The sequence below is a fragment of the Agrobacterium sp. DSM 25558 genome (assembly GCF_900100825.1).
In the GTDB taxonomy this organism is placed as follows: Bacteria; Pseudomonadota; Alphaproteobacteria; order Rhizobiales; family Rhizobiaceae; genus Agrobacterium.
In genome coordinates, this window is sequence record NZ_FMUD01000007.1 from 157,373 (window position 1) to 176,188 (window position 18,816).

Here is an 18,816-nt window from a genome sequence, read left to right on the forward strand (position 1 = left end):
ATTAGGCGTTTGCGTGACAGTATCGGGATCATGCCACGTTTCAAACCTAGTCTTTCACCAAATTCTCCTTCAGGGCATTCAACCGATCCCGCAACTGCCCAAGCTCCTCCAAACTACACCCCGTCGCCTCACCAATCGAGCGCATGACGTTGGCGGCTTTTTTCTTCATTTCGGCACCTTCTGGTGTCAGCGCGATCAGCACCTGGCGTTCATCCACCGTGCCGCGTTTGCGGGTAATCATGCCCGCCTGTTCCAATCGCTTCAGAAGCGGGGAGAGCGTGCCGGAGTCGAGACCGAGCATTTCGCCCAACACTTTCACGGTTGCCGTTTCCTTTTCCCATAGCGCCATCAAAACGAGATATTGTGGATAGGTCAGGCCCAGTGGGTCTAGCAAAGGTTTATAGGCGCGGTTAAAGGCATGCGCTGCGCCGTAGAGTGCAAAACATATTTGCAGGTCGAGCCTCAAAAGGCCTTCCATCGTTCCGTCATCCATTGTGTGGGCTCCAAATATGCGGCTGGAGAGGGAACAATTTATCCCGTCACTCGGTTCCTGCCACATGCAAAAGGCAACGCAATCTTCCAAATTGTTATGTCAGAGATCGAAAAATATCTCAATGTGCAAAATTATATTGCGCACAATTCAATTGTGAGCTATATGAAACTCAACATCAACCGAAGGAAGTGAATGACATGGCTATTCTCTACACCACCCAGGCAAGCGCAACCGGCGGCCGTGCAGGCAACGCCAAGTCCGCAGACGGCGTTCTCGACGTCAAGCTGACCGTTCCAAAGGAACTGGGCGGCGATGGCGCGACGGGCACCAACCCTGAGCAGCTGTTTGCAGCCGGTTACTCTGCCTGCTTCCTCGGCGCGTTGAAGAACGTCGCTGGCAAGGAAAAGGTAAAGATCCCTGAAGACACCACTGTGACAGCAAGCGTTGGCGTTGGCCCGCGTGAAGATGGCGGCGGTTTCGGCATCGACGTATCGCTGAAGGTCAACATCCCCGGCCTCGACAAGGCAACAGCTGAGGATCTGGTCAAGAAGGCGCATATCGTTTGCCCTTACTCCCACGCGCTGCGCACCTCCACCGAGGTTCCTGTTTCTGTCGAGTAATCTCGTCCCCCGTGATTTTCGACGCAGCAAGGGCTGGCAAATTGCCAGCCCTTATTGCTTTCAGAAATAAATCAGCTATATTCTTTCCATGGAAAGGATATGACATGAATATCCAGATCAAACCCGTTGTTGATCCCGCTGAACAGGGCAGGGTCGTTACCAAGGCAGTTGTCTCAGCCGCAGAGCGTCTCGGCCTGAATGCGGCCCGCATCGCCGATATTCTCGGTGTCTCAGCGCCCACCGTTTCGCGCATGAAAAGGCTCGATTTCATTCTCGAGCCCGGCAGCAAAGCCTTCGAACTTTCCGTTTTGTTGATCCGCGTCTTTCGCTCGCTCGATGCTATCGTTGGCGGCGATGAAACGGTGGCGCGCACATGGCTGCGCAATCACAACGATGCCCTGGCTGATGTGCCGGCAGAAAAACTCACAACGATAACTGGATTGCTCGATGTCCTTGCCTATCTGGACGCCAGACGCGCTCCAATCTGAAAAGCGTGACATATCAGGCCCTTGGTGGCGGCTTGTGGAAGCGCAACATCAGGTTTCCACCATGAAGCTTGTCGATACCGTGGACGAGCAATCGCTGCTGGAAGATATTCTGGAAGGCAGCAAGCGGCAGTTCCCGCCGGAATGCGCTGGCCTGGATTATCTGCTGGCGACACCGTTTCGCTATGATTCAGCCTATCCGCACGGCTCACGCTTTCGCCGGGCAGGGTGGACCAAGGGCGTTTATTACGCCGCCGCAAGCGTGGAAACGGCGCTGGCCGAAATGGCCTTTTATCGCCTGCTGTTCTACGCGGAATCCCCCGCCACGCCGCTGCCTGCGAACGCGGCTGAATACACCGCCTTTTCCGCCGAGATTGGCACATCCTCCGCAATCGATCTAACGAAACCACGCCTTTCGGATGACAAGTCCATCTGGACGCATCCAACGGATTATGATCCCTGTCAGACGCTGGCAGAGACGGCGCGGGCGGCGGATATCGAGGCGGTCCTTTACCAGTCTCTTCGCGATCCCAATGGTGGATTGAACATTGCACTTCTGACGCCACGGGCCTTTGTCCGGAAGCAGCCGGTGGAGCGGGTCAGCTGGCGCATTCGGCTGGCGAAGACCGGAATACAGGCGCTGTGCGAATTTCCCATGCGGCGTATTGGTTTTGCGGTGCAAGATTTTGCGGGAGACCCGCGCATTGCCGCGTTGTTGAGGGGGTAGGTTGCCCCACCCATGCAACTCCCTCATTCCTGTGCTTGTCACAGGAATCCAGTCAGCCCAAGTCCTTGGGCTGAAAAGACTCTTCCCGCCGCAGACGCGCGACGACTGGATTCCTGTGACAAGCACAGGAATGAGGGGAGTAGGGGATGGTCGGCTGAGCTGGCTGGTCGGAGTATCTACCCTAAATCCACAAGATCCCGCCGCAACCGGTCGGCATCGCCGCTCTCGATCTGGGCCTCAACCTCGCCATGCGTTCGGGTCCAGATGGGAACGGCGGAGGCGAGAATTGCCACGCCTTCCGTCGTCAATTTCAACCGCCTGCCGCGCTTGTCTTTCGGGTCGGGTTCGATGGAGAGCAGGCCGCGCTTCTGCAATGGCTTCAACGCCGCCGTCAGCGTCGTTCGGTCCATGGCCAACAGGTTCGCCACTGGTCCCATGGGCGGCGGCTCCGGTCGGTTGATGGACATCAGCAGGGAAAACTGCCCATTCGTCAGCCCCACCGGCTTCAACGCCATGTCAAAACGGCGTGCCAAGGCGCGTGCGGCGCGCTGCGCGTGCAGGCAGAGGCACGTATCGCGGACCAGAAGCGTGGTTGAAAAAGGAATCACCGTTGCGTTTGACATAGGGAATATATGTTGATATCAACGTAAATAGTCAAGCACATTCGTTTTCGTCGCTCGGCAGCATTTTATACGCCAATCAAGCCAGGGCCGCGTGACGAACTTTGTTTTGCAGATGATAGATCGAGGAGGATCGGATCATGCCGCATGCTGTCGTTTCCAGAGAGGAGTGGCTGGAGGCCCGCAAGGCGCTTCTGGTAAAGGAAAAGGAGCTGACCCGCGCCCGTGACAGGCTGAACGAAGCGCGCCGCGCTCTGCCTTGGGAACCGGTGACGAAGGAATATATCTTCGAAACGCCGTCCGGCCCCAAATCGCTGGGCGAGTTGTTCGGCAATCGCAGCCAGCTCATCGTCTACCACTTCATGCTGGCACCGGATTGGGAAGAGGGCTGCGTCGGCTGCTCGTTCTTCGCCGACCATGTGGACGGCGCAATGGCACATTTGGAGGCAGGCGATGCCGCCTTCGTGGCCGCATCCCGCGCGCCGCTGGACAAGATCGAGGCTTACAAGGCGCGCATGGGCTGGAAATTCCCCTGGGTTTCCGCTGAAGGAAGTGATTTCAACTATGATTATCAGGCCTCGTTTCGCGATGAAGACGTCGCGTCCGGCATCATCCATTACAATTACACGGATATGCCCGCCATGGGCGATCTGAAGGATCTGCATGGCACCAGTGTTTTTGCGAAAGGTGAGGATGGCACAATTTACCACACCTATTCCACCTATGCCCGTGGTGCCGAACAGACACTGACGACGCTGATGCTGCTCGATCTGGTGCCAAAGGGCCGCAACGAGGAGGGCACCATGAACTGGGTGCGCCGCCACGATCAATATGAGGATGCCCCGAAGGGTGCCAGCTGCTGCCATTAACGCCACGAGGAGGAAGCCAGAGATGGAAAGCGCAAAGCCGCAAAAGGAACACGCATTTCTCGAGCGCCTTGTCGGCGAATGGGTGATGATTTCAAGCACGGGCTATGAGGGATACGACCCTGACGACGCCGAGCAGCGTTTTACCGAAAGCATCAAATCCGTCGGCGGTCTGTGGATTGTCAGCGATGGCAGGGGAAAGATGCCGGACGGGACGCCGATGGCGGCGATCATCACGCTGGGTTTCGACCCGGCAAAGGGTCATTATGTCGGTTCGTGGATCGGCTCCATGATGACGACGCTGTGGGTCTACAAAGGCTGGCTGGAGCCTGATGGCAAGACGCTGGTGCTGGAGGCGCAGGGTCCGAAGTTCGATGGCAGCGGCGAAATCGCCACCTATCATGATGTTCTTACATTGCACGATGATAATAGCCGCACTTTCTCCGGCAGCGTGCTGCAGCCGGACGGAAGTTTCAAGCAGTTCATGTCTTCGGAATTCCGTCGCAAGCAATAATGGGAGTGAAGCAATGTCTGATACACATGGGAAATTCATCTGGGCCGAACTGATGACGCCCGACAAGGATGAGGCAGGCCGCTTTTACAGCCACGTCGTTGGCTGGGGGTTGAAGGACTTCGGTTCGCCGGAGATGGGTTATAAGATATTCGAGGCCAATGGCGTTGGCGTCGGCGGCATGATGGAGCTGACCGACCAGCATAAAGGCGAAGGCATTCCGCCGAACTGGACGCGTTATGTGGCAGTGGATGATGTGGACGCCTCGGCCAAGCTGTTCGAGGAAAAAGGGGGAAAAATCATGCGCCCGCCGCAGGACATCCCCGAAGTCGGCCGCTTTTCTGTCGTGACAGACCCTTACGGTGCGGTGTTGTGCATCATGAAGCCGCTGCCGATGGATAGTAGCAGCGGCTTTACGGAAGATACCCACACACTCAACGGCCATGTCGGCTGGAACGAGCTTTTCACGGATGACGTGGACGGTGCCATGGATTTTTACGGCGATGTCTTCGGCTGGACCAAGGACCACGATATGGACATGGGTGAAATGGGTCCGTACCGCATCTTCGCCTATAATGGCCAAGTCATTGGCGGCATCATGAAATCCCCGCCACAGGTACCCGTTTGCCACTGGGCCTATTACTTCAACGTCGATGGTCTGGACGACGCTATTACCCGCGTCAGTACCGGCGGCGGCAAGGTCGTTCACGGACCGATGGAAGTTCCCGGCGGCTCCTGGATCGTCAATTGCCAAGACCCGCACGGGGCTTATTTCTCGCTGGTTTCACCGCGGAAGTGATTTTGACAAGCATAGGAATGAGGTGAGGGGTGGGGATCATCCACCCCTTGGCAGTCGCACATGGTCGATGAAGGCGCGAAGCTTGGGTGCCAGGTTGCGGCGGCTGGGGTAGTAGAGATAGAAACCCGCGAAGCTGTGGCAATAGTCTTCCAACATCGGTACCAGTTGCCCGCGCTCGATATAGGGCCGAAACGTTTCTTCCATTCCGAAGGTAATGCCGGCACCGGCGCAGGCCAGCTTGATCATCAGCTGCATGTCGTTGGTGGTAAATTCCGGCTGAACCGCCACGGCAAATTCACGGTCGTTTTCCGCAAATTCCCAGCGGTATGGCGCAACGCCGGGGCGCGGACGCCAGCCGATGCACTTGTGGCCAATAAGGTCTGCGGGGTGGGATGGCACGCCGTGACGGTCTCTGTAAGCGGGCGAACAGACCGGAAGCTGACGTTGTTCGACCGATACGGGCACGGCGATCATGTCCTGTGCAATCAATTCGCCCAGCCGCACGCCCGCATCATATTGCTCAGTCACGATATCGAATTCCTCATCGGTCACGATGATATCCAACTGAACGTCTGGATAGGCTTCGGCAAAGCTGGCAAGCAACGGGCCGGAGAGAAATCGTTCGGCAATGGTGGACACAGCCAGCCGCAATTGCCCGCGCACGGCCCCGCCGAGTGACGAAGTGGCAAGCGCTGCCTGCATGAGATTGGCGATGGATGGAGACACCTGCGCATAAAGCTGTTGCCCCGCTTCCGTCAGGCTGACACTGCGGGTCGTGCGTTGCACCAGCGCTATTCCCATCCCTTCTTCCAGCTTGCGGATGGTCTGGCTGATAGCGGACCGGGTAACGCCCAAACGATCAGCGGCGGCGCGGAAATTACGCTCGTTTGCCACCATGCAGAAAATCGAGAGAGCGTTGAGATCGATATTCACTGGTTAGATTCTCTATCCATTGACGTTAGTATTGAGGCAGTTATCACGACAATGCCACTGAACTATCTTCGCTGCAACAGCACCGCTCCAACGGGCGGTCTGGCAAACAAGGAGATAAATCATGGCATTGAACAAAGTCGTTCTCATTACAGGTGCATCGAGCGGCATCGGCGAAGGCATCGCGCGCGAACTGGCCGTCGCGGGCGCAAAACTCGTTATCGGCGCACGTCGCACGGACCGTCTGGAAACATTGGCGAATGAACTTCGCCAGCTGGGCGCAGAAGTCGTCGCTCACCCCCTCGACGTGACGGACAGGGAAAGCGTTGCAGCCTTTGCCGACGCGGGCCGCAAGGCATTCGGCCACATCGACGTCATCGTCAACAATGCCGGCATCATGCCGCTGTCGCTGATGTCATCGCTCAAGGTCGATGAATGGGACCGTATGATCGATGTCAATATCAAGGGCGTGCTCTACGGTGTTGCTGCGGTTTTGCCGGAAATGATCAGCCGCAAATCCGGCCAGATCATCAACATCGCCTCCATCGGTGCGCTGGCAGTATCGCCAACGGCTGCGGTCTATTGCGCCACGAAATTTGCGGTGCGTGCCATTTCGGATGGTTTGCGTCAGGAAAACAAGGATATCCGCGTGACCTGCATTCACCCCGGCGTGGTGGAAAGCGAACTGGCCGGAACAATCACCGATCCCGCTGCTGCAGAATTGATGAAGGGTTATCGCGCCATCGCGCTGAAGCCTGCCGCCATTGGCCGCGCCGTGCGCTACGCCATCGAGCAGCCAGATGATGTCGATGTCAACGAAATCGTCGTTCGCCCGACCGCTGCGTGAGGGGAGCAACCGATGAACATGGTCTCGACCTCGGTCGCCATCGCACTGGCAACCGCCGCCATTGATGGCATTTCACCCGCAGCCAACACCACCAGGGAGGTACGCATGACGAACCCGACATCCCAAAACCAAACTCACCCCTATCTTGGCATGTGGGTGACGGGCGACGGCCAAATCCGTCAGGAGCTGTTGCCGAATGGACGATATGACGAAGCGCGTGGAAGCCGAAAAAGCGCCTATCAGGGGCGCTATGAGGTCAACGGCGATCATATCGACTATTGGGACGATACGGGTTTTACCGCCGATGGGGAGTTCGTGGACGATGTGCTGTACCACGGCGGCATGATTTTCTATCGGGAGAAGTAAGCGTCCCCTCCACCGTCACCCCGGCCTTGAGCCGGGGCCCAGTTGCCGCGCGTCTGCGCGGCAGAAAGAGTCTTTTGCGATCAAAGACTTGATCGCACTGGATCCCGTATCAAGTACGGGATGACGAAGGGTGGAGCACCCTACCGCCGCAAGCTTCCCAAAATACCCCGCACCAGTGCCCGTCCAACAGAACTCGCCACGGTCCGGGCGGCACTCTTCATCGCCGCCTCGATCACCGTTTCGCGCTGATAGCCGCCAGCCTTGCGTTTTGCTCCAGTGGTGGAAGCCTGTGTCGGCTCATCATCGCCAAAGCCTGGTAGTTTCCAGCGGCTTGCGGCGCTGTCGGCGGGCTGATTGTCCTGTTCTTCGGCGGCACGTTTGGCCGCTTCTGCGTCCGCTGCTTTCTGTGCACGAGCGGCCAGCAGTTCGAAGGCCGATTCGCGGTCCAGATCGACGTCATAGATGCCCGCAACTGGGCTTGAAGCCATGATGCTCTTGCGTTCCTCGTCGCTGACAGGGCCGACGCGACCGGAGGGTGGGCGAACCAGCGTGCGTTCCACGATAGACGGTGCGCCCTTGTCGCCAAGTGTCGAAACCAGCGCTTCGCCGGTGCCGAGCGTGGTGATGGCATCTGCCGTGCTGAAAGCCGGATTCTGGCGGAATGTATCGGCAGCGGTTTTAACGGCCTTCTGCTCACGCGGCGTGTAGGCGCGCAGCGCGTGTTGCACCCGGTTGCCCAGTTGTGCCAGCACGGTTTCCGGCACGTCCAATGGGTTTTGCGTCACGAAATAAACGCCGACACCCTTGGAGCGGATGAGGCGGACAACCTGCTCCACGCGCTCCGTCAGCACTCTCGGCGCATCGTTGAACAGAAGGTGGGCCTCATCGAAAAAGAAGACCAGCTTCGGCTTGGTCGGATCGCCCACTTCCGGCAGTTCCTCGAACAGTTCCGATAGCATCCACAGCAGGAAAGTACCGTAAAGGCGCGGGTTCATCATCAGCTTGTCGGCCGCCAGAACCGAAATCGTGCCGCGTCCATCGCTGGTGGTGCGCATGATATCGGAGATTTTCAGGGCCGGTTCACCGAAGAAATGTTCCGCACCCTGCTGTTCCAGCACCAGCAGCCCACGCTGAAGCGAGCCAACGGAAGACTTGGAAATCAGGCCATATTGGTTGGAAAGTTCAGAGGCATGCTCGCCCATATAGTTGAGCAGCGCCTGCAAATCCTTCAAATCCAGCAGCGGCAAACCGCCCTGATCGGCAATCTTGAAGGCAATGTTGAGCACGCCTTCCTGCGCTTCCGATGCATCCATCAGGCGGGCCAGCAGCAAAGGCCCCATCTCGGCAATGGTGGCGCGAACGCGGTGGCCTTTTTCGCCGTAAAGATCCCAGAAAATCACCGGAAACTGCTCGAAGGTGAGGTCGGTGAAACCGATCTGCTCGGCGCGTTTCGTGACCCAGTCTTTCGCTTCGCCATTGGCTGCGATGCCGGACAAGTCGCCCTTTACGTCGGCGCAGAAAACCGGCACGCCCGCCTTCGCAAAGCCTTCCGCCAGCACCTGAAGGGATACGGTTTTGCCCGTACCGGTCGCGCCGGTAATGAGACCATGGCGGTTGCCGAATTTGAGATCGAGATATTCGCCCTTGTTCAGGCTGTCGTCGGCGTTGCGGCTCGTGCCGATGTAGAGCTTTCCGTCCTGCAGCATCTGGCGATTCCTCCGGTATAGCGGGCAGTGGCTGCCCTTTATCCAATCTTTGCAATATACTTATAGGAACTGTTGGAAGGCTCAACAACTGTTTGATAAAGCTGTCAAAGGGCAGCACGCAAACTTGGCCGCGGCGTCATTTCCCACCTTGTATCCAAACTTCAGTTGTTTTACGTTGACGTTAACGTCACTTATTTGTTCGGAGGAAAAAAATTATGAGCGATATCGTCACCCAGGTTGCCGATAAGGTTGGTATTGAACACGACAAGGCTGAAAAAGCTTTGGGCATGATGCTGGGTTTCCTTCAGCGCGAGGCAGATGATGCCCCGGTTGCGAAGATGATCGAAGCTATTCCCGGCGGACCTGATCTGGTTGCCCGCTTCAACGGCGAAGGTCAGGGCGGCGGCGGTCTGCTCGGTGGCCTGATGAGCGCCATTGGTGGTGGCATCATGGGTCTCGGCCAGCAACTGATGAGCCAGGGCCTCGGCATGAGCGAAATTTCCGCGCTGGCCAAGGAAACCATCGCCATTGCCCGCCAGCACGCAGGCGACGAAGTGGTTGATCAGGTCATCGCATCGGTTCCGGGCCTCAGCCAGTTCGCTTAATATGTGACTAGACTGCCGGGCGCGGAGGGTGTTCGCTGAACAGTTTCCGCGCCTTTTCTATATCCGCATGGTGGGTTTCGGCCCATATCCAGACGCCGCAGAAGGCGCTGCCGAGGCTTTTGCCCAGCGCTGTGAGACTGTAGTCCACATGCGGCGGAATGACCGGGTGGATAACGCGTTTCACCAACCCATCGCACTCCATCTGCCGCAGGGTTTTCGTCAACATTTTTTGGCTGATGCCGCTGACGTGGTGGCCGATCTGCGTGAAGCGCAACGTGCCATTTTCTTCCAGAACCTCCAGAATCAGCATCGTCCACTTGTCAGCGACCTTCGCGATAATGTCGCGCACCAGCGCTTCGATGACCGGATCGGTCTCTTCCGGTGGCGGCGACTTGCGCTTTTCTTCGATGACCTCATCGGCCAGATGCCTTTTCATGCAGACACTCTCCTTTGGGTGCGTATAAATCTTTCGGGTGCCTACTACCCTTTGGAGAGTAATCTACCTAGATTTTATCCAGACAACAAGGAAGGGCATTCCCATGAACGTCACAGGCAACACCATCCTCATCACCGGCGGCGGTACCGGCATTGGCCGGGCGCTGGCGGAAGCGTTCCACGCGCTTGGCAACAAGGTCATCATCTCCGGTCGCCGCGAGGCAGTCTTGAAGGATGTCACGACGGCCAATCCAGGCATGGCAGGGGCCACAATGGACGCGACGGATGCCGAGGGCATTCGTACCTTCGCCGATAAGCTCATAGCCGACCATCCAGACCTCAATGCCGTCATAAATAATGCCGGCATCATGAAGAATGAGGATATCAAAGCCGCACCTGACTATCTGGAGATCGCCGAAGAAACCATCACCACCAATCTTCTGGCCCCCATTCGCCTCACAGCAGCGCTGCTCCCGCATTTCCTGACGAAGCCTAATGCGGCGGTGCTCACCGTCTCATCCGGCCTGGCCTTCGTGCCCATGGTGGCCACCCCCACCTACAGCGCCACGAAATCCGGCATCCACGGATATTCTATGGCCATCCGCGAACAGCTCAAGGGCACCTCGGTCGACGTCATCGAAATCATCCCGCCCTATGTGCAGACCACATTGCAAGGCGACCACCAGGCTACCGACGAACGCGCCATGCCGCTCGATGCCTATATTGCCGAGGTCATGGACATCCTGACCAACCAGCCGAATGCAACAGAAGTGGTGGTGGAGCGCTGCAAGCCGCTCCGCTTTGCCGCGCAGAACGGCAGTTTCGATCAGGTGTTTGCAATGGTGAATAGGTTGCATTCTTGAGATGGTGAGGGCGGCGGATAGGTCACCCCTTCAGGACACCGTCACCCCGGCCTTGAGCCGGGGTCCAGCCAACCCAAGTCCTTGGGTTGGAAGACTCTTTGACCTGACAGACGTCAGGTCGCTAGATTCCGGCTCAAGGCCGGAATGACGGAGAGTGTTCAGTCATCATTGCAGTTAAGCCATCGACTAGCGCAAAACTACTTATCCCAATCCGGTGCCAGATGACCCGGATTGACGATCCGGCCATCCGCCTTCGCCAGCGCAAAAATCGCCTGCATCTCGTCACTGGATAGCTCGAAGTCGAAGATATCGTAGTTTTCCTTCAACCGGCTCTCCGTCGCCGTCTTGGAAAGAGCGATGACATCCGGCTGCTGCACGGCCCAGCGCAGTGCGACCTGCGCGGCGGACTTGCCGTGTTTTGCGCCGATATCTTTCAGCACCGCATCACCTGGCACCTTGCCGTCTGCCATCAGGTAATAGGCGGTGATCGAAATGCCGTTTTTGCGGGCGGCTTCGATGACCTTGGTTTGGTCGAGATAGGGGTGATATTCGATCTGGTTGTTAGCAATCGGCGCGTCGGAAAGCTTCACGGCCTCGTCCATCAAGGCGACGTTGAAGTTGGAAATGCCGATATTGCGCACCTTTCCGGCCTTGTGAACTTCGTTCAGCGCACCGATGCGCTCGGATAGCGGCACATCGCTCTTGGGCCAGTGCAGCAAAAGAAGATCGACATAGTCGGTCTTCAATTTGGTGAGGCTCTCATCCACGGACTTGATGAAGTCAGCATGCTTGTACTGATCGACCCAGACCTTTGTGGTGAGGAAAATATCGCCGCGGGCAATACCTGAGTTGGCGATGACTTCGCCGACAGACGCCTCGTTCTTGTAGATCTGCGCCGTATCGACATGGCGGAATCCGAGCTTCAGGGCTTCTGGCAGAATACGGTGGACGTCTGCGTCTGGCATGCGGAATGTACCGAAACCGAGAGCGGGAATATCAGCGCCATTGGCGTTCACTGTGTGCATGGTTTTCTCCAGTGTGGGAGTTGGCCCCGCAAGGATGCCGGGCGGGAATGGTATAGGGATAAGTGTGTCGGTGGCGGTTTGGTTCAAGCGACTTGCTGAACATTTGTCTGATGGCGGTCGAGCGAGCCGCTGAGAATCGTCAGGCCCAGCGCGCCTGCCACCAGAATGGCACCCACCCACGGCGTTGCGCCAAGGCCAAGCGGCGAGGCGACAACTATGCCGCCGATCCAGGCACCAACGGCGATGCCGAGATTGAAGGCGGCGATGTTGAGGGCGGATGCGACGTCTACCGCGCCGGGGCGGAAACGCTTGGCCAGTTGCACCACATAAAGCTGCAAGCCAGGCACACTGGCAAAGGACAGAAAGCCGAGAGCGACCAGCGTGACCAGAGCGGCGGGCGCAGAGGGCGCGGTAAAGGTGAAGACAGCCAGCACCAGGGCCTGAAAGGCAAACAGCCATGCCAGCGCCTTCACGGGATCCCGGTCGGCGATGCGTCCGCCACCCAGATTGCCGGCGGCAATGGCCAGACCATAAAGCACCAGAACGAGGCTGACGGTGCTTTCTGCAAAGCCGGTTATGTCCTGCAGAATGGAGGCCAAGAAGGTGAAGGTCACGAAAGTGCCGCCGTAACCCAGCGCCGTCATGCCGAAGACGATCAAAAGGCGTCCCGAACCCAGAACCCGAACCTGATCCATGATGCTGGCAGCAGGTGCTTTCTTGAGATTGCCAGGCAACAGGGCTGCAATACCGAGCAGAGCGATGACGCCGAGTGCCGCAACGGCCCAGAATGTCGCGCGCCAGCCAAAGGTCTGGCCGATCAGCGTTCCCAGCGGCACGCCGGTGACGATGGCAACCGTCAGCCCCATGAACATCATGGCAATGGCCGAGGCGCGGCGGTTTTCCGGCACCAGATCGGCGGCGATGGTTGCGCCGACGGAGAAGAAGACGCCATGCGCAAAGGCGGAGATGACACGCGCCACCAGCAGCATTTCATAACTGGGGCTCAGCGCCGCGGCCGTGTTGCCGATGATGAAAAGCGCCATAAGGCCGAGCAGAAGTGGTTTGCGGTTGATGCCGCCCGTCAAGGCCGTGATGACGGGTGCGCCGAATGTGACGCCGAGCGCATAGACCGAGACGATGAGGCCTGCTAGCGGCAAGGTAATGTGCAGGTCGTTTGCCACAGTGGGCAACAGCCCCACGATGACGAATTCCGTGGTGCCGATTGCGTAGGCCGCAATCGTCAAAGCAAAGAGAGCCAATGGCATAGTCGTGCCTTTTCTGCCCGATAGGTGGGCGATGGAGCTGAACGATGTGTTGGCATCAGATATCGGTGCGAATGACTTGTTTGATAATCCGGATTAATCGATAATCATATGTGAAATGAAATCACAGGTGATCCATGGATAATCGCGCCGGCGAAATGGAAGTCTTTGCACTGGCTGCGGAGCTGAAAAGCTTTTCGGCGGCTGGCAGGCGGCTGAAAATGTCGCCGTCTGCCGTCAGCAAGCTGGTCTCCCGTGTGGAGGAGCGCCTGGGAACACGGCTGCTGGTTCGCTCCACGCGGACGCTGGAACTGACGCCGGAGGGCGATATTTATCTGCGCCGCGCCCGCCGCATCCTGAAAGATATCGAGGAAACCGAAGAGCTTGTGGCGGGAGGGCGTGAAGAGGCGAGGGGCCTTTTGCGGGTCAACTCATCCGTCGGCTTTGGCGAGCGCTGCATTCTGCCGTTGGTGGGAGAGTTCACGCAGAGGCACCCGAAGGTGCGGCTCGACCTGACGCTGACGGATGGCGTGATCGACCTGATCGGCGAACGAACGGATATCGCCATCCGTGTCGGCCCCATGCGGGATTCGTCGCTGATGGCACGACGCCTTTTTTCCAGCAGCCGGGTCATCGTCGCGTCGCCGGAGTATTTGGAAAAACACGGGCTACCGAAATCGCCTGACGATCTGGACCACCATAATTGTATCGGCTTCAATTTCCGCCGCAGTCTGGATGAATGGCCGTTCCGCGATCCCGGCTCGGATGTGGTCTACACAAAGGCCGTAACCGGCAACATTCAGGTCTCCAGCGGCTCGATCAAGCGGCAGCTCTGCCTTTTGGGCGTCGGCATTGGCCGCATCGGTGCGTTTCACGTCCGCCCGGATATCGAGGCGGGAACGCTGGTTCCTGTTTTGGAAAACTACAATGGCGGCGATGTGGAGGTCGTTCATGCCGTCTATGCCGGGCACGAACATCTTGCCGCCCGCATCCGGGCGTTCATCGATTTTCTGGCGGAGCGGATCGATTGACCCACCCCGCCAGATTTTTGTTAGCTCGTCAGGCGCGGTGAAGTGATAACCCGCTTGAACAAGGCGGCCATCGCGTCGGTGATGCCTTCCGTGGGGCTAACTTCGAAGTAGAGGCCGGGGGAAGCGCATTCCTGCATCTTGGTGCCGATCTGCGACTGGAACGGGCTGATCCATGTGTTGTACCAGGCATTCGTCGGTAGTGGCAGATAGGTGGTGTAGAGCACCGCAATACGGTAGCCCTTGCCTTTCAATGCCGTGCAAAGCTTGGTGTCGATCGGCTCCTGACAGCGACCGCTGGTGACCTTCTTGGTACAGCCGGATGGCTTGTAGCTATCGCCGACACCATCAGACACGAAGAACAGGACCTTGTCGGGTGTGGCAGAACTTGCGCCATTGCCGGGGTTGCCGATCTTGTCGCTGATCTGTGTCATCGCCCGGTCGAAATCCGTCATCTGGTCATTGTTGTAGCCCTGATACGGAATGGACATGAGGTCGATATCCGCCGCCTTCTTTTTGGTGGTGGCAAGATCGGCACTGAGCGCGGCGACTTCCAGAAGCTTGGTGTCTTCTGCCTTCTCGCCAAAAGTGTAGACCGCCATTCGATATTGATTGACGCTCTTTCTGGTGGCGACGGCAGTGTCCATCAGGCTTGCGGTTGCCGTGGCCACGACGTTGATGCGCGTTGTTACGCCCAGCTTTTTCGCCTTGAAATAATAGCTGTTCTGATCGGCCACGCCGTCCTTGACGATGTGACAGGCAAACGCACATTTGTCGCTGGTGTTGGCCACAAGCTTGGCGACGTCGCTGGGTGTCGCGCCAACGCCCATGGATGGGGTGTTGTCGAGCAGCAGATAGAAATCGCTGAACATTTCCGTTTCGTATTTCGCGGTGGCCTTGCCGGATACGGTCACGAAATCCTTGCCGAGTATCCGCGTCAGCGATGTGTTTACCGTTGCCTGAAAGGTCACGGCGGCCTGCACCACGTTGCCGACCTTTTCCACCGACAGCTTGACGCCTTCGACCTTGAAGTCATCCCGGCCCACGGCATCGTTTTTGAAGAAGTCGAGCGTCTCACCCGGTGGCAGGTCGATCGCGCCGTCGCCGGACATTTTTCGAGCTGCTTCCACCTGCGCCGACATCTTTGCCACCGCTGCCAGCACGGCTGCATCCGCTTGCTGCTGAAGATCGGCCTTTACGGCCATGGCCTGGCTGATATCAAGCGCAACACCGGCAGTACCGAAAATAGGCACGACCATCAGCGCTGTAAGAATACCGAAGTTACCTGCTTTATCGTGCCAGAAATTTCGCACGGTCTACCCTCTCGCGTTAATATGTCGAGAAGCATAGACGAGCAGGATTGAGAACTCGTTTCGTGAGATAACTAACATCCGATGAATCTATTATATCAATCTATTGATATTATCGGTAACCGAGCAACGGCCAAGTAAAGCCGTCCATGAGGAGAAGCTTTTGTCCCGCTCTCAACGCCTGCTCGATCTATTGCAGATTTTGCGCACGCACCGCAGACCGGTGAGCGGCGCTGAACTGGCACAGGCAACGGGTGTCAGCCTGCGCACGCTCTATCGCGACATCGCCACCCTTCAGTCGCAGGGCGCAAATATAGAGGGTGAGGCGGGCATCGGTTATGTCTTGCGCCCCGGCTATCTGCTGCCGCCGCTGATGTTTACCGAAGCGGAAATCGAGGCGCTGGTGCTGGGTTCACGCTGGGTGGCGGGCAGGGCGGATGGGCCGATGGCGGATGCAGCATTGGCAGCGCTGGCGAAAATATCCGCCGTTGTCCCGCGGGAGTTGGGGGAAGAGCTGGAAAACTCCACGTTGCTGATTGGCCCCGGCAAGGTGCTGGATGTCGCCCATATCGATCTCGGCGCGGTGCGCACCGCTCTCCGCAGCCAATCGAAGGCGCAAATCGAATATGGCGATGAAGCCGGGCGCGCCTCACAGCGCATCATCTGGCCCTTCGCGCTGGCATTTTTCGATCAGGTCCGAGTGGTCGTGGCGTGGTGCGAGTTGCGGCAGGATTTTCGCAGCTTCCGTGCCGACCGTATCCTGTCCTTCCAGCCGTTGGGCATGCGATATGCGCGCAGCCGCCAGTCGCTTCTCAAAGAGTGGCGTGAGCGGCAGAAAATGACTGCTGACAAAAACTGACAGTAGCAGAGTCTAGGCTCACTCCATCATCAAAAAAGGAGACAGAGCGATGACCCACCCCAACTTTACGATCCTGTTCGTTGACAACCCGGTAAAAAGCACGGAATTCTACCAAGACCTGTTCGGCATTGCCCCGGTCGAGGCATCTGAGACCTTTGCGCTGTTCATTCTGCAAGGCGGTTTGAAATTCGGCCTCTGGTCACGCCACACGGCGGAACCGGCGGTGACCGTTTCCGGCGGCGGTGCGGAAATCGTCTTTCAGGTGGACCAGGACGGCGACGTGGATGCGCGGCACCGCGACTGGAAAGCAAAAGGGCTAGCCATCCTGCAAGAACCGACCGCGATGGATTTCGGTTACACCTTCCTCGCCACCGACCCCGATGGACACCGCCTGCGGGTTTACTCGGTCCATGATTGATTTGCCAGCTTTTGTGGCACTTGAACCAGCCCGCAAACCTTTCTTCCGTCATGCTCGGGCCTGTCCCGAGCATCTGCTACGTCGAGTATTTTTCGACGTGATTTGATCCTCGGGTCGAGCCTGAGGATGACGGTGGAAGGGACTGCACGCTTACTTCTTGACCGCCACGATGAACAGGCGCGGGAAGCGCAGCAATCGCTGCCCGTCTGCCGTAGGCGGGTATGCGGCGTCGATGCGTTTCAGATAGTCCGCCAGGAAGGCGGCGCGGTTTTCTTCGCCCGCCGCCTCCAGATAGGGACGAAGGCCGGTGCCTTTCACCCATTCCACGATCGCTTCCGCGTTGCGCATGGGGTGATTATAGATCGTGTGCCAGATATCGACGCGTGCGGATTTTGCGGACAGGCGTTCGAAATAGGTGGATGGAGAGGGTAGGGGTTTGCGGCGCAGCCTGTTGCCCTCGAATGCTGCCTTCCACGGCCCGGCAGCTCCGGTTTCCTCCATCGCCAAATGTGTCGGCTCACCCAGATTGTCCGGCATCTGCACGGCCAGAACGCCGCCGGGCTTGAGGTGATCCATCAGTGATACGAGAATGTCGAGATGGTTGGGCAGCCACTGGAAAACGGCATTGGCATAGAACAAATCGGCCTTTTGTTTGGGCTTCCATGTGGCGAGATCGGCCTTCTGGAACTCCGTATTCGGCAATCTCAGCCGCGCCTTTTCCAGCATATCGGCGTCGCTATCCACGCCGGTTATGACGTTGACGCCATAGCGCTCGGCCAGAAGTTCGGTGGAATTGCCGGGGCCGCAGCCCAGATCGTATCCTGCCGTCAACCGTTCCAGCGGCACCTGCGCCAGTAGATCGCTGGCAGGACGCGTGCGCTCATTTTCGAATTTCAGATATTGCTGCGCGGACCAGGCCATGATGCACTCCCTTAAAGGACTGAAACATCGCATGGCAGAACGATGCGGGCCAGAGCCTATCCATCAAAAAACGTTATGGATCAATCGATGTTGGTTTTGTCTTGGCGCAACAATATCCATCGCCGGAGCTGTTTTTCCGTAACTTTCCATCAATTTCGCATATCGGTCGAATTTGATCTTGACGCCAAAGGTGCAGAGGCATTCATTCCCGCCATTGCACAAGGAGAATGCCATGTCCGTTGATACAGCACCCCGTTCCCCCACCTGGACCTATGTCGATGGTCAATGGCTTCCCGGCAACCCGCCGCTGATCGGGCCGACCTCGCATGCCATGTGGCTGGCCTCGACGGTGTTCGATGGCGCACGCTCATTCAATGGTCTGGCACCGGATCTGGATTTGCACTGCCAGCGCGTCAACCGCTCCGCCATCAGTATGGGCATGAAGCCGACCATGACGCCTGATGAGATCGAGCAGCTTGCGCTGGAAGGTGTCAAGAAATTCGACGGCAACGTGGCCATCTACATCAAGCCGATGTATTGGGCTGAACACGGCATGCCCGGTAGTGTCGTGGCACCGGATGCCGCATCCACCCGCTTTGCGCTGTGCCTGTTCGAAGCGCCGATGGATGCGGGCGCGCCGGTCACACTCACCGTCTCCCCCCTGCGTCGCCCGTCGCCGGAAACGGCCATGACGGATGCCAAGGCGGGTAGCCTTTACCCCAACAGCGGCCGCGCCATTATGGAAGCCCGTTCGCGCGGGTTCAACGGCGCGCTGATGCTGGATATGAACGGCAACGTTGCCGAGACGGCCTCGGCCAACGTCTTCATGGTCAAGGATGGCGTCGTATTCACGCCGGTCCCCAACCGCACCTTCCTCGCCGGCATCACCCGCTCCCGCGTCATGGGCCTTCTTCGCCAGGCCGGTTTCGACGTGCGCGAGGCGACGCTTTCCGTGCAGGATTTCCGCGAGGCGGATGAGATTTTCTGCTCCGGCAACTATTCCAAGGTCTCGCCGGTAACCAAGCTGGATGACCGCGAATTGCAGGCTGGTCCGGTGGCGCGCAAGGCGCTGGATTTGTATCTGGAATGGGCGGCGAGTTTGGGTGCTGAGGCGGAGTGA

The 18,816-nt window shown here is 58.0% G+C and carries 23 protein-coding genes; 14 read left to right on the forward strand and 9 right to left on the reverse strand.

Going from position 1 to position 18,816, the window contains the following annotated elements; genetic code table 11:
* Positions 1 to 46: 46 nt before the first annotated feature.
* Complete coding sequence (locus DSM25558_RS08580; RefSeq protein ID WP_077103741.1) at positions 47 to 493, reverse strand: MarR family winged helix-turn-helix transcriptional regulator; 447 nt, start codon at positions 491 to 493, stop codon at positions 47 to 49.
* Between the two features lie 197 nt (positions 494 to 690).
* On the opposite strand from DSM25558_RS08580, the gene DSM25558_RS08585 reads away from it, so the two are divergent.
* The 3 genes from DSM25558_RS08585 to DSM25558_RS08595 all read left to right on the forward strand — a co-directional run bounded on the left by DSM25558_RS08585 (position 691) and on the right by DSM25558_RS08595 (position 2,325).
* Positions 691 to 1,113 carry an organic hydroperoxide resistance protein gene (locus tag DSM25558_RS08585; protein ID WP_077103742.1) on the forward strand — a complete coding sequence of 141 codons (423 nt, stop codon included), beginning with the start codon at positions 691 to 693 and terminating at the stop codon, positions 1,111 to 1,113.
* A 104-nt stretch (positions 1,114 to 1,217) separates the two neighbouring features.
* Complete coding sequence (locus DSM25558_RS08590) at positions 1,218 to 1,601, forward strand: MbcA/ParS/Xre antitoxin family protein (protein ID WP_077103745.1); 384 nt, start codon at positions 1,218 to 1,220, stop codon at positions 1,599 to 1,601.
* Positions 1,561 to 2,325: an RES family NAD+ phosphorylase gene (locus DSM25558_RS08595; RefSeq protein WP_077103747.1), complete on the forward strand. Its 765-nt coding sequence runs from the start codon at positions 1,561 to 1,563 to the stop codon at positions 2,323 to 2,325. The genes DSM25558_RS08590 and DSM25558_RS08595 overlap by 41 nt, the downstream gene beginning before the upstream one ends.
* Positions 2,326 to 2,501: 176 nt before the next feature.
* Here the strand turns inward: DSM25558_RS08595 and DSM25558_RS08600 are convergent, their stop codons facing one another.
* Positions 2,502 to 2,948, reverse strand: a complete 447-nt coding sequence (locus tag DSM25558_RS08600) for a MarR family winged helix-turn-helix transcriptional regulator (protein WP_077103749.1) — start codon at positions 2,946 to 2,948, stop codon at positions 2,502 to 2,504.
* A 137-nt stretch (positions 2,949 to 3,085) separates the two neighbouring features.
* Here DSM25558_RS08600 and DSM25558_RS08605 point away from each other — a divergent pair, with 137 nt between their 5' ends.
* From DSM25558_RS08605 to DSM25558_RS08615, 3 genes are read left to right on the forward strand one after another with little or no spacing between them, the layout of a single operon-like run.
* On the forward strand, positions 3,086 to 3,814 hold the full coding sequence (locus DSM25558_RS08605) for a DUF899 domain-containing protein (RefSeq protein ID WP_077103751.1): 729 nt from the start codon (positions 3,086 to 3,088) through the stop codon (positions 3,812 to 3,814).
* Between the two features lie 22 nt (positions 3,815 to 3,836).
* Positions 3,837 to 4,325 carry a DUF1579 domain-containing protein gene (locus tag DSM25558_RS08610; RefSeq protein WP_077103753.1) on the forward strand — a complete coding sequence of 163 codons (489 nt, stop codon included), beginning with the start codon at positions 3,837 to 3,839 and terminating at the stop codon, positions 4,323 to 4,325.
* 13 nt (positions 4,326 to 4,338) lie between these two features.
* Positions 4,339 to 5,121 (forward strand): VOC family protein, encoded by a 783-nt coding sequence (locus tag DSM25558_RS08615; protein WP_077103754.1) that lies wholly within the window; start codon positions 4,339 to 4,341, stop codon positions 5,119 to 5,121.
* 36 nt (positions 5,122 to 5,157) lie between these two features.
* Here the strand turns inward: DSM25558_RS08615 and DSM25558_RS08620 are convergent, their stop codons facing one another.
* Entirely contained in the window at positions 5,158 to 6,054 is an 897-nt protein-coding gene (locus DSM25558_RS08620; protein ID WP_077103756.1) for a LysR family transcriptional regulator, read from the reverse strand.
* A gap of 121 nt (positions 6,055 to 6,175) precedes the next feature.
* Between DSM25558_RS08620 and DSM25558_RS08625 the strand changes: the two genes are divergently transcribed.
* Both DSM25558_RS08625 and DSM25558_RS08630 read left to right on the forward strand, forming a co-directional pair.
* Complete coding sequence (locus DSM25558_RS08625) at positions 6,176 to 6,898, forward strand: SDR family oxidoreductase (protein ID WP_077103758.1); 723 nt, start codon at positions 6,176 to 6,178, stop codon at positions 6,896 to 6,898.
* A 12-nt stretch (positions 6,899 to 6,910) separates the two neighbouring features.
* Positions 6,911 to 7,264, forward strand: coding sequence for an Atu4866 domain-containing protein (locus DSM25558_RS08630; protein ID WP_077103760.1), 354 nt, complete (start codon positions 6,911 to 6,913; stop codon positions 7,262 to 7,264).
* A gap of 140 nt (positions 7,265 to 7,404) precedes the next feature.
* Here the strand turns inward: DSM25558_RS08630 and DSM25558_RS08635 are convergent, their stop codons facing one another.
* Positions 7,405 to 8,970 (reverse strand): helicase HerA-like C-terminal domain-containing protein, encoded by a 1,566-nt coding sequence (locus tag DSM25558_RS08635; RefSeq protein ID WP_077103762.1) that lies wholly within the window; start codon positions 8,968 to 8,970, stop codon positions 7,405 to 7,407.
* 215 nt (positions 8,971 to 9,185) lie between these two features.
* Between DSM25558_RS08635 and DSM25558_RS08640 the strand changes: the two genes are divergently transcribed.
* A complete protein-coding gene (locus DSM25558_RS08640) occupies positions 9,186 to 9,575 on the forward strand; it encodes a hypothetical protein (protein WP_077103764.1) in 390 nt (129 codons plus the stop codon).
* Positions 9,576 to 9,582: 7 nt separating this feature from the next.
* Here the strand turns inward: DSM25558_RS08640 and DSM25558_RS08645 are convergent, their stop codons facing one another.
* Entirely contained in the window at positions 9,583 to 10,011 is a 429-nt protein-coding gene (locus DSM25558_RS08645) for a winged helix-turn-helix transcriptional regulator (RefSeq protein WP_077103766.1), read from the reverse strand.
* A 103-nt stretch (positions 10,012 to 10,114) separates the two neighbouring features.
* Between DSM25558_RS08645 and DSM25558_RS08650 the strand changes: the two genes are divergently transcribed.
* Positions 10,115 to 10,873 (forward strand): SDR family oxidoreductase, encoded by a 759-nt coding sequence (locus DSM25558_RS08650; protein ID WP_077103768.1) that lies wholly within the window; start codon positions 10,115 to 10,117, stop codon positions 10,871 to 10,873.
* 197 nt (positions 10,874 to 11,070) lie between these two features.
* Here DSM25558_RS08650 and DSM25558_RS08655 read toward each other — a convergent pair whose 3' ends face one another.
* Both DSM25558_RS08655 and DSM25558_RS08660 read right to left on the reverse strand, forming a co-directional pair.
* Complete coding sequence (locus tag DSM25558_RS08655; RefSeq protein WP_077103770.1) at positions 11,071 to 11,898, reverse strand: aldo/keto reductase; 828 nt, start codon at positions 11,896 to 11,898, stop codon at positions 11,071 to 11,073.
* A gap of 83 nt (positions 11,899 to 11,981) precedes the next feature.
* The gene (locus DSM25558_RS08660; RefSeq protein ID WP_077103772.1) at positions 11,982 to 13,163 is read right to left on the reverse strand and encodes an MFS transporter; all 1,182 of its coding nucleotides are present in this window, start codon (positions 13,161 to 13,163) and stop codon (positions 11,982 to 11,984) included.
* A 134-nt stretch (positions 13,164 to 13,297) separates the two neighbouring features.
* On the opposite strand from DSM25558_RS08660, the gene DSM25558_RS08665 reads away from it, so the two are divergent.
* On the forward strand, positions 13,298 to 14,191 hold the full coding sequence (locus DSM25558_RS08665) for a LysR family transcriptional regulator (RefSeq protein WP_077103774.1): 894 nt from the start codon (positions 13,298 to 13,300) through the stop codon (positions 14,189 to 14,191).
* A 20-nt stretch (positions 14,192 to 14,211) separates the two neighbouring features.
* On the opposite strand, the gene DSM25558_RS08670 is transcribed toward DSM25558_RS08665, so the two are convergent.
* Positions 14,212 to 15,501 (reverse strand): pilus assembly protein TadG-related protein, encoded by a 1,290-nt coding sequence (locus DSM25558_RS08670; protein WP_077103776.1) that lies wholly within the window; start codon positions 15,499 to 15,501, stop codon positions 14,212 to 14,214.
* Between the two features lie 160 nt (positions 15,502 to 15,661).
* On the opposite strand from DSM25558_RS08670, the gene DSM25558_RS08675 reads away from it, so the two are divergent.
* Both DSM25558_RS08675 and DSM25558_RS08680 read left to right on the forward strand, forming a co-directional pair.
* On the forward strand, positions 15,662 to 16,357 hold the full coding sequence (locus DSM25558_RS08675; protein WP_077103777.1) for a helix-turn-helix transcriptional regulator: 696 nt from the start codon (positions 15,662 to 15,664) through the stop codon (positions 16,355 to 16,357).
* Between the two features lie 49 nt (positions 16,358 to 16,406).
* A complete protein-coding gene (locus DSM25558_RS08680) occupies positions 16,407 to 16,775 on the forward strand; it encodes a VOC family protein (RefSeq protein ID WP_077103780.1) in 369 nt (122 codons plus the stop codon).
* Between the two features lie 150 nt (positions 16,776 to 16,925).
* Here the strand turns inward: DSM25558_RS08680 and tam are convergent, their stop codons facing one another.
* On the reverse strand, positions 16,926 to 17,696 hold the full coding sequence (tam, locus tag DSM25558_RS08685; protein WP_077103782.1) for a trans-aconitate 2-methyltransferase: 771 nt from the start codon (positions 17,694 to 17,696) through the stop codon (positions 16,926 to 16,928).
* A gap of 232 nt (positions 17,697 to 17,928) precedes the next feature.
* On the opposite strand from tam, the gene DSM25558_RS08690 reads away from it, so the two are divergent.
* The gene (locus DSM25558_RS08690; protein ID WP_077103784.1) at positions 17,929 to 18,816 is read left to right on the forward strand and encodes a branched-chain amino acid aminotransferase; all 888 of its coding nucleotides are present in this window, start codon (positions 17,929 to 17,931) and stop codon (positions 18,814 to 18,816) included.